General features: G+C 65.8%; 10 protein-coding genes. 7 read left to right on the forward strand and 3 right to left on the reverse strand.

What is annotated here, in order from left to right; translation table 11 throughout:
- Positions 1–122 precede the first annotated feature (122 nt).
- The 3 genes from mtgA to ATE64_RS02875 form a co-directional block, all read right to left on the reverse strand.
- Entirely contained in the window at positions 123–830 is a 708-nt protein-coding gene (gene mtgA / locus ATE64_RS02865) for a monofunctional biosynthetic peptidoglycan transglycosylase (RefSeq protein WP_058454434.1), read from the reverse strand.
- A gap of 142 nt (positions 831–972) precedes the next feature.
- Positions 973–1,875, reverse strand: a complete 903-nt coding sequence (rpoH, locus tag ATE64_RS02870) for an RNA polymerase sigma factor RpoH (protein ID WP_058454433.1) — start codon at positions 1,873–1,875, stop codon at positions 973–975.
- A 78-nt stretch (positions 1,876–1,953) separates the two neighbouring features.
- Positions 1,954–2,907: an RluA family pseudouridine synthase gene (locus tag ATE64_RS02875; protein ID WP_058454432.1), complete on the reverse strand. Its 954-nt coding sequence runs from the start codon at positions 2,905–2,907 to the stop codon at positions 1,954–1,956.
- Between the two features lie 124 nt (positions 2,908–3,031).
- Between ATE64_RS02875 and ATE64_RS02880 the strand changes: the two genes are divergently transcribed.
- From ATE64_RS02880 to ATE64_RS02910, 7 genes are all read left to right on the forward strand, one after another.
- Positions 3,032–3,673 carry a histidine phosphotransferase family protein gene (locus ATE64_RS02880; protein ID WP_058454431.1) on the forward strand — a complete coding sequence of 214 codons (642 nt, stop codon included), beginning with the start codon at positions 3,032–3,034 and terminating at the stop codon, positions 3,671–3,673.
- Positions 3,674–3,785: 112 nt separating this feature from the next.
- On the forward strand, positions 3,786–6,170 hold the full coding sequence (locus ATE64_RS02885; RefSeq protein ID WP_058454430.1) for a chemotaxis protein CheW: 2,385 nt from the start codon (positions 3,786–3,788) through the stop codon (positions 6,168–6,170).
- Positions 6,167–6,604: a chemotaxis protein CheW gene (locus ATE64_RS02890; RefSeq protein WP_058454429.1), complete on the forward strand. Its 438-nt coding sequence runs from the start codon at positions 6,167–6,169 to the stop codon at positions 6,602–6,604. The genes ATE64_RS02885 and ATE64_RS02890 overlap by 4 nt, the downstream gene beginning before the upstream one ends.
- Positions 6,605–6,665: 61 nt before the next feature.
- Complete coding sequence (locus tag ATE64_RS02895) at positions 6,666–7,040, forward strand: response regulator (protein ID WP_058454428.1); 375 nt, start codon at positions 6,666–6,668, stop codon at positions 7,038–7,040.
- Between the two features lie 10 nt (positions 7,041–7,050).
- Complete coding sequence (cheB, locus tag ATE64_RS02900) at positions 7,051–8,163, forward strand: chemotaxis-specific protein-glutamate methyltransferase CheB (protein ID WP_058454427.1); 1,113 nt, start codon at positions 7,051–7,053, stop codon at positions 8,161–8,163.
- Positions 8,160–9,032, forward strand: coding sequence for a protein-glutamate O-methyltransferase CheR (locus tag ATE64_RS02905; protein WP_058454426.1), 873 nt, complete (start codon positions 8,160–8,162; stop codon positions 9,030–9,032). Before cheB ends, ATE64_RS02905 begins: the two co-directional genes overlap by 4 nt.
- A gap of 67 nt (positions 9,033–9,099) precedes the next feature.
- Positions 9,100–9,789, forward strand: coding sequence for an N-acetylmuramoyl-L-alanine amidase (locus ATE64_RS02910; RefSeq protein ID WP_058454425.1), 690 nt, complete (start codon positions 9,100–9,102; stop codon positions 9,787–9,789).
- Positions 9,790–9,899: the final 110 nt, after the last annotated feature.

Consider the following 9,899-nt stretch of genomic DNA (forward strand, 5'->3'; position numbering starts at 1 on the left):
CGCCCCCGCGCAGGCGGGGGCCGCAGTCGGTTTACGCTGCGCAGGAAAAGGCCGATGGCGGCCCCCGCCTTCGCGGGGGCGACGATTATTGGTAACGACCGCTTCCCACCCCCAAGCAGACGCTATTTATAGATACACCCATCCAGCCCATCGCGCCGTACGATTCCGATCCGCGCGCGGATCGAATTGCCATAGCGTCGCGTGAAGCCCGATGGGCTCACCGCCTCGCGCTTCTTCGGCAGCGGCAGGATCGCGGCGATGCGTGCGGCCTCCTGCGGGGTCAGCTTGCCGGCGCCATGCTTGAAATAGCGCTGCGCCCCCGCCTCGACGCCATAGGTGCCAAGCCCCGTCTCGGCGACGTTGAGGTACACCTCCATGATCCGCCGCTTGCCCCATATCTTCTCGATCAGGAAGGTGAACCACACCTCGGGCACCTTGCGGATATAGCGCGTCCAGCCGCTGCCCTGCCACAGGAAGACATTCTTCGCGGTCTGCTGGCTGATCGTCGATCCGCCGCGTATCCGCTTGCCCTTGGCGTTGCGCTCGATCGCCTGTTCGATCGCCGCGCGGTCGAAGCCGTCGTGGCTGCAGAACTTGCCGTCCTCGGCGGCGATCGCGGCGCGCACCATGTTGCGGTCGATGTTCGACAGGCTGGTCCAGTCCTTGGTGATGCCGTTGCCGTCGGTCAGCATCGTGATCGTCACCGGCGGCGGCACGACAGCATAGATCAGCACCCAGACGACCGAGATCGCGATGAACCAGAGCAGCCATTTGATGGGCCGGAGATACCAGGGGAGCTTGCGCGTCTTCGCGCGGGATTTCGTTGCCATGCGGGCAAACTAGCCGCTAGCGAGGTGGTGGCAAGCGGGCACGGCATATAATAATCGTCACCCCGGACTTGATCCGGGGTCCATTTTGCGGCGTCGCAGTGGACCCCGGATCAAGTCCGGGGTGACGAAGAAAATACAGCGGCTATGCGTTGACCAGTCGCCGGTCGCCCGCCAGCTTGAGCATCGCCTTCTGCAGCTTCTCGAAGGCGCGCACTTCGATCTGGCGCACGCGTTCGCGGCTGACGTCATAGACCTGGCTCAGATCCTCGAGCGTCTTCGGATCGTCGGTCAGGCGCCGTTCGGTCAGGATATGGCGTTCGCGCTCGTTGAGCGTCGCCAGCGCTTCGGTCAGCAGCTCGTGCCGCACGTCGCGTTCCTCGGCCTCGGCCACGCGTTCGTCCTGCAGCGGACCCTCGTCGCCAAGCAGATCCTGCCACTGGCTGTCGCCGTCCTCGCCCATCGGGACGTTGAGCGAGGTGTCGCCGCCCATCGCCATGCGGCGGTTCATGCTGACGACCTCGTCCTCGGTGACGCCCAGATCCTTGGCGATCTTCGCCACATGCTCGGGGCTGAGGTCGCCGTCCTCGAACGCGTCGAGGCTGTTCTTCATCCGGCGCAGATTGAAGAACAGCTTCTTCTGCGCCGCGGTGGTGCCCATCTTCACGAGGCTCCACGACCGCAGGATGAATTCCTGGATCGAGGCGCGGATCCACCACATTGCATAGGTGGCGAGGCGGAAGCCGCGTTCGGGATCGAACTTCTTCACACCCTGCATCAGGCCGATATTGCCCTCGCTGATCAGCTCGCTGACCGGCAGGCCATAGCCGCGATAGCCCATCGCGATCTTCGCGACGAGGCGGAGGTGCGAAGTGACGAGCTGCGCCGCAGCTTCATTGTCGCCATGCTCCTGAAAGCGCTTCGCGAGCATATACTCCTGCTCGGGCGTCAGCAGCGGAAATTTGCGGATTTCGGCCAGATAGCGGTTCAGGCTCGCCTCACCGCCGAGCGCGGGCACCACTGCCGGAACATTGCTTTTGTTAGCCATGGAGAGTGTCTTCCCTAAAACCTGAAATCATTCTGCCCCGGTTGGGTCCAGCGGTCAAAATAGATTTTCATTCGAAACTTAAACGCGCAGTTCATCGATCAGTTCCCGCATGTCCGCTGGGAGTTCGCTGTCGAGCGCGATGCTGTTACCGGTCACCGGATGAATAAAGCCCAAATGCGCCGCGTGCAACGCCTGACGCGTAAAATTACGGGCTTTTAATGTGTCCGACAGCGGCTTTTTGGCGCGGCCATAGACCGGGTCGCCGACCAGCGGATGGCCGATATGCGCCATATGGACGCGCACCTGATGCGTGCGGCCGGTTTCCAGTCGGCATTCGACCAATGTCGCATTCTTCAGCGGTTCGATCGTCCGGTAATGGGTGATCGCATGTTTGCCGCGCCCTTCGGCCACCACCGCCATCTTCTTGCGGTTGGTGCTCGACCGCCCGAGCGCCGCGTTGACGGTGCCGTTCGGCGGGATCGGGCGGCCGGTCGCGAGAGCCAGGTAGCGGCGGTCGATGCTGTGCGCCGCGAACTGCTTCGCCAGGCCTTCGTGCGCCTTGTCGTGCTTCGCGGCGACGATCAGCCCGCTGGTATCCTTGTCGATGCGGTGGACGATGCCGGGACGCGCGACGCCGCCGACCCCCGACAATTGTCCCGCGCAATGGTGGAGCAGCGCATTGACCATCGTCCCGTCGAGATTGCCCGCGGCGGGGTGGACGACCATCCCCGCAGGCTTGTCGACGACGATCAGATGCTCGTCCTCAAATGCGATGACGAGGTCCATATCCTGCGCGACATTATGCGCCGGGGCGGGGGCGGGCAGACGGACCGCGAGCGTCGCAGCCGCGGCCTTCGCCGACGGATCCCACAGCACTGCGCCCGACGCGTCCGAAACGCGGCCACCCTTGATCAGCGTCTTCAATCGCTCGCGTGAAAGATCGGGGAGCGCCTCGGCCAGCGCCCGGTCGAGCCGCAGCCCGGCCGCGCTGTCTGCAAGCGTCACGGTCAGTATTTCGTCGTCCCCCAACATTGCTCGCGATATGGGAGCGGGGCGCCGAATTTCAAGGTGAAGGGGATGCCCCTTGCCCTTAACCATGTCCCTGCCTTAGGGAGCAGGCGCGAGCCGGAAAGGTCCGGTCTGCGGGGAGTGATCCATGTCCGACGACCGCGTCGATTTCGCGTCCATGCTGGCCTCGCGGCTATGCCATGATCTCTTGAGCCCCGTCGGCGCCTTCGCCAACGGACTCGAACTGCTGGCCGACGAAAAAGACCCGGAGATGCGGGCGCGCTGCATCGAGCTGCTCGAACAGAGCGCGCGGACCTCGGCGAACAAGCTCAAATTCTTTCGCCTCGCCTTCGGGTCGGCGGGCGGTTTCGGCGAACTGGTTCCCGCCGACGAGGCGAAATCTGCGATCCAGGGCATCATCGGCGACCGCGCGATCGACCTCAACTGGATGATCGGGACCGATCCGCTGCCCAAGCCCGCGGTGAAGATCATCCTCAACCTGTCGCTCCTTCTCGTCGATGCGCTGGTGCGCGGCGGCCGGCTCGATATCGGCTGCGAAAATCAGGGAGAGGGCATCGAGATTGCGCTGCACGTCGAGGCCGAGCGCATCTTCCTCGACGCCGATGTCGAACGCATCCTTGCCGAAGGGGAGGGCGCCAGCGCGATGACCTCGCGCACCGCGCCCGCGGTGCTCGTGCAGGCGGTGGCGAGGCAGAATGGCGGCACGGTGATGCTGGCGCGCGAGACACCGACCACGCTGCTTGTCGGCGCGGTGCTCAAGGGTCGCTGATCGCGCTCGCGTAGCGGCGCAATTTCCTTGCACATTCTCCCCTAAACAAACCCTCCATTAACCATTGTCCGGCAATGGTGAGCCCGGGATTTTGGGGCGCACCGACACCGCAATGGACGACCTGCTGAACGATTTTCTGGCCGAAACGGCCGAAATCCTTGCCGAAGCCGGCGGGGCGCTGGTCGCGTGGGAAGCCGATCCGGCCGACCGCGCGCAGCTCGACGCGATTTTCCGTCTCGTCCACACGATCAAGGGCAGCTCGGGATTCCTCGCGCTGCCGCGCGTCACCGCGCTGGCGCACGCCGCCGAGGATGCGCTCGATCAGGTCCGGCGCGGCAACCGCCCGGCCAACGCCGCGCTCGTCACCGGCGTGCTCGGCATCGTTGACCGGCTGTCGCAGCTTTGCGCTACGCTCGGCAGCAAGGGCGCCGAACCGGCGGGCGACGACAGCGATGTGATCGGTGCGCTTGCTGCGGCGGAGGACATGTCCGAAGCGCCGGCCGAACCGGCAGAAATCCAGCTTCGCCGCGACGACGACATCGTCACCGACCTGCAGGGCTGGCGCTCGATCCGCGTCCCGCTGCCGCTGCTCGACAGCGTGATGACCGGGGTCACCGATATCGTCCTCGCGCGCAACGAATTCGCGCGGATGCTCCGCGAATCGGGCGCCGATCCCGCGCTGATCGCGGCGTTCGACCGCTTGTCCGACTCGATCGCCGGGATGCGCCAGTCGGTCAGCCAGATGCGGATGCAGCGGATCGACAAGTTGTTCGCGCCGCTGCCGCGCATCGTTCGCGATCTCGCGCAGGATCTCGGCAAGAAGGTCCGCTTTGCAACCAGCGGCGGCGAGGTCGAGCTCGACCGCGAAATGATGGAGAATATCCGCGACCCGCTGATCCACATCGTGCGCAACGCGATCGACCACGGGGTCGAGGCGCTCGACGGGCGCGTCGCGGCGGGCAAGGACGTGACCGCGACCATCGCGGTCTCGGCGCGCCAGTCGGGCAACCAGATCGAAATCGAGGTGCGCGACGACGGCCGCGGCCTGTCGCCCGACGCGCTGGTGCAAAAGGCGATCTCGGCGCGCATCCTGTCGGCGGCCGACGCGCGCGCGCTGACGCCCCGCGAAAAGCTCGAGCTCATCTTTCGCCCCGGCTTTTCGACTGCCGCCAAGATCACCTCGATCTCGGGGCGCGGCGTCGGCATGGACATCGTCAAGGCGAATGTCGAAAAGATCGGCGGTCTCGTCGAACTGCGCAACGACGAGGGCAGGGGCCTTGCCGTCGTGCTGCGCGTGCCGATGACGCTGACGATCATCTCGGGGCTCATGGTCCGCGCGGCGGGGCAATATTTCGCGATCCCGCGCGGCGCGGTGCGCGAAATCCTGCTCGAAACGAGCGACACGGTCCGCATCGAACGCGTTGGCGGCGGCGAGATCGTGACCGTGCGCGGCGAGCAATTCCCGTTGCTCCGCCTCGAAACGATTCTCGGCCGCACGCGCGATCACCGCGACGATGTCGAGGACCGCGCGCTCGTGCTCGTCCGGCCGGGACAGGGGCATAGCTATGCCCTCAGCGTCGCGGCGATCCACGATCACGAGGAACTCGTGATCAAGCCCGCCGCGCCGATGATCATGGCGACCGGCCTCTATGCCGGCACCACCTTGCCCGACAACGGGCGCCCGGTGCTGTTGCTCGACGTACAGGGAATCCTCGCCGCTGCCGCGATCGACGCGTCGGAGGCGGGCCGCAGCCTCGATCATGCCGTCGAGGCCGAAGCGGCCGCGGCGGCCGCGCGCAACGCCGCGCAGCTACTCTTGTTCCGCGATATCGGCGGCCGCACGCGCGGCATCCGCCTGTCGGTGATCGAGCGCGTCGAGGAAGTGCCGGCGCTCGCGCTGTTCGAAAGCGCGGGGCAGATCCAGGCGCAGATCGGCGACGACATCTTCCCCGTTCACGCGGCGAAACTCCCCGAGGGGCATGGCACGCTCAAGCTGCTGCGCCTCAACGACGGGCAGATGGTGCTTTGCTATCCGATCGAGGAGGTGGTCGATATCGTCCGCCTGCCCGACACGGTCCAGCCCGCTGCGGCGCCGGGGCTGGTCGCGGGCATTGCGCTCGTCGCGGGCGATCCGGTCGAGCTGGTCGATCCCTTCTGGCTGATGGAGCAATATGCGCGCGGTGCGGTCGCGCCCGCCGCGCGCCAGCCCATTTGCCGCATTGCCGACGATCACGACGGCTGGGGCGACAATTTCCTCGCCCCGATCCTGCAGAGTGCGGGTTATCGCGTCGTTGCCGAGACCTCCGGCGAAACCGCCGACGTCATGCTGTGTCTGACCGACGAAGGCGCGGCGCGGGCCGGCGATGGCGATGTGCCGGTGATCCGTCTCCGCGCCTCGGCCGCGGCGGCCGGGCCCGATGACGAGACCGTCTATCGCTATGACCGCGGTGCGCTGCTCGATGCGCTGCGTCGCCGGACCGGGGGAGCGGGCGCATGATGGACAAGCTCTACCTCGTCGCGCGGATCGCCGACACGCGCGTCGCGTTGCGCAGTCGCGCGATCAATTCGGTCGTCACTGTCGGCACTCCGGTCGAGGTGCCCGCCGCGCCGCCGCATGTCGCGGGACTGTTCGCGCTGCGCAGCCGGGTCTTCACGCTGATCGACCCGCATGTCGTCGTCGGCCTGCCGTCGGTGCCGGTTGCACCCGGTCAGCGCGTCGTCGTCGTCGATGTCGCCGAACATGGCTATGCGCTGCTCGCCGACGAGATCGAGGATGTCTGCTTCATCGACGCGCCCGAGACGCGCGTCACCGGAAAGCTGCTGCCCGGCTGGGCGCGCGTCGCCGATGCGATGATCGAGCATGAGGGGCATTCGCTCCTCGTCGTCGATCCGTCGCATTTCATCACCTTGCCCGCCCAGCGCGCGGCATAAGTTAACTAGCTGAATACTCCTTCAGGTTAGCATGGCGCGAAACCGGGGTGCGGAGGTCCTAATGTCGAAGTCTTGTCTGGTCGTCGATGACAGCAAAGTCATCCGCAAGGTCGCCCGGCATATTCTTGAATCGATGGAATTTTCTGTCGATGAAGCCGCCGACGGGCAGGAGGCGCTGACCTTTTGCCGCGCGAACCGTCCCGACGTGATTCTGCTCGACTGGAACATGCCGGTGATGAGCGGGATGGAATTCCTCACCGCGTTCAACGACCTCGACTATGGCTTCGACGAGCGTCCGCGCGTCGTCTTCTGCACGACCGAGAACAGCATCGACCATATCCGCGCCGCGATCGAGGCGGGCGCGGATGAATATGTGATGAAGCCGTTCGACCGCGAAACGCTCGAGGGAAAGCTGCAGCTCGTCGGCGTGGCGTGAGGCGGCGGCGATGGGACGGCCTGCCCCCCTGATGTCAAACCCGGCGGGAGACGATCTCCCCGTCGGTCGCCGCGTCCGCGTGATGCTGGTCGACGACAGCCTTGTCGTCCGGTCCATTCTCGAGCGCATCGTCGAAGGCACGCCGGGGCTTCAGGTCTGCGCATCGGTCGCCTCGGCGCATGATGCGCTGGCGTTCCTCGCGTCGGAGCCCGTAGATGTCGTTGTGCTCGACATCGAAATGCCCGGCATGAACGGCATCGACGCGCTGCCGCACATATTGGAGCGCGCCGCCAATGCGCGCGTGCTGATCCTTTCGTCGAACTGCGTCGAAGGCGGCCCCGCCGCGATCGAGGCGCTCGCGCTCGGCGCCAGCGACACGCTCGCCAAGCCTGGACGCGGCAGCTTTTCGGGGCGCTTCGCCGAGGTGCTCACCGAACGCATCCTCTCGCTCGGCCAGCGTCAGGCGATTCCCGCCGCGACGCGTATCGCCTATCGCCCTCCCGCACCCCCCGCACCGGTCGTGGTCGATGCCGACCAGTCGCTCGAATGCATCGCGGTCGCGGCGTCGACCGGCGGAATTCCGGCGTTTGCCAATTTTATCACCCACCTCGACCCGCGGGTCACTGCGCCGATCCTGCTGACCCAGCACCTGCCCGACGCCTTCATGGAGTTCTACGCCAAGCAGATCGCGACGATGACGGGACGCAAGGTGTGCGTGGCCGCGGCGGGCATGGCGGTCGAGGCGAACCGCATCTATCTCGCGCCCGGCGACGCGCATCTGATGGTTGTTGCGAACGGCGCGCGCCGTGAAATCGCGCTCGACCGCCGGCCGGTCGAGAACGGCTGCTGCCCCTCGGCCGATCCTATGCTCGCGTCGGTCGCCGACGTTTACGGCAAGGGCGGCGTGGCGGTGGTGCTCAGCGGCATGGGCCGCGACGGCGCGAACGGCGCCGCGCGGCTGAAATCGGCGGGCGGCACGATCTTCGCGCAGGCGCCCGAAAGCTGCGTGATCTGGGGGATGCCCGGTGCGGTCGCCAAGGCGGGGCTCGCGACCGCTACGCTAAACCCCGACGCGATCGCGCTGATGCTCGGCAGCTTCCTTGCCGGACGCCGCGCGTCATGATGGGGGGCTCGGCGAGCGAGTCCGCCTATCGCGTGCTGATGGGCGTGCTTGAATCGCGGACCGGGCAGACGCTGTCGCCGAACCGCATCTGGCGGATCGAAATGTCGCTGAAGCCGGTGATGCAGCGTCACGGTATCGCCGACCTCGACGCGCTCGTCGCGGCGCTCGTCACCTCGAACAGCCGCCAGTTGCTCGACGATACCGTCGATGCCATGCTCAATAACGAAACATATTTTTATCGTGAACACAGTGTGTTCGACGATATAGCTTCCAATGCGCTCGAACATCTTCGGCAGATCAATGCACGCCAGCGCCGGCTCACTATCTGGCATTGCGGCGTTTCGACCGGGCAGGAAGCCTATTCGATGGCGATGCTGCTCGCCGAGCATGACATGAAATGGGCGGGCTGGCAGATCGATATCGTCGGTACCGACGTCAGCTATCATGCGATCGGCCGCGCGCGCGTTGGCCTGTATAGCCAGTTCGAGATCCAGCGCGGGCTGCCGGTCCAGCGCATGGTGCGCTGGTTCGACCAGACCGAGGGGGGGTGGCTCGCCAAGGCCGACCTGCGTCGCCGGATCGATTTCTCGGTGCAGAATATGCTTACCGACCGTCCGCCGCTCGCGGGCACCGCCGACCTGATCTTCTGCCGCAATCTCCTGCTCTATTTTTCGGCCGACATGCGGAAAAAGGCGTTCGCGAAACTGCGCGCGATGGCGGCGCCGCAAAGCTTCCTTGTCCTCGGTGCGGGTGAGACGGTGCTCGGCCAGACCGACCAGTTCGTCGCGAGTCCCCGGCTTCGCGGCTTGTACGAGCCCGCCGACCAGCAGGTGCGCCGCCCCGGCATCTCGCCCTCGATCGCTGCCTGACCTTGCTTTTTGCGCCTTGGTGGCGCAAGCGAAGCGCTGGGCTGGGCAAGGACGGACCGCGACACGCATGAGCGATTTTATCGAACGCTGGTCTCCCAATTTCGACGAGCGTTCGCTGCCCATTTCGATGATCGTGCTTCACTATACCGGCATGAGGACCGGCGCCGAAGCCCTTGATCGGCTTGCGGATCCCGAGGCCAAGGTGTCGGCGCACTATGTCGTCAGCGAGGACGGGCAGATCACCCACATGGTGCCCGAGGAGAAGCGCGCCTGGCACGCCGGAAAATCGCACTGGCGCGGGGTCAGCGACATCAATTCGGCGAGCGTCGGGATCGAGATCGTCAATCCGGGGCATGAATTCGGCTATGTGCCCTTTCCCGACCCGCAGGTCGCGTCGGTCGTCCGCCTCGTGCATATGATCAAGGATCGCCATTCGATCACCCGCGGCAATGTCGTCGGCCATTCGGACATCGCGCCGACGCGCAAGCAGGATCCGGGCGAGCTCTTTCCGTGGGAGGAACTCGCGCGCCGCCGTCTTGCGCTGCCGCGCCCGACCAAGAAACTGACCGATCCGCTGTGGACCGACGCGGGCTTCCTGCTCGCGCTCGAACGCTTCGGTTATGACGTGACCGACGGCTTCGCGGCGACCGTCGCCTTCCAGCGCCGCTTCCGGCCCGAGCTGATCGACGGGACGATCGACGGCGAATGCCGTGCAATCCTGCTCGCGCTGCTGCTGCCGCAGCCCGAGGGCAGTTGATCGGCCGTTAGCGACCGTTTTTTGCCGTTTAAGCCGAGGAATAGGCTTCCTAATTGCGGACGTAACGAGTTGGTGGCATCACAGCCCGATGAATAACGAGCACGAGCAGG

It is taken from the genome of Sphingopyxis sp. H073, from assembly GCF_001468395.1.
Taxonomy (GTDB): domain Bacteria; phylum Pseudomonadota; class Alphaproteobacteria; order Sphingomonadales; family Sphingomonadaceae; genus Sphingopyxis.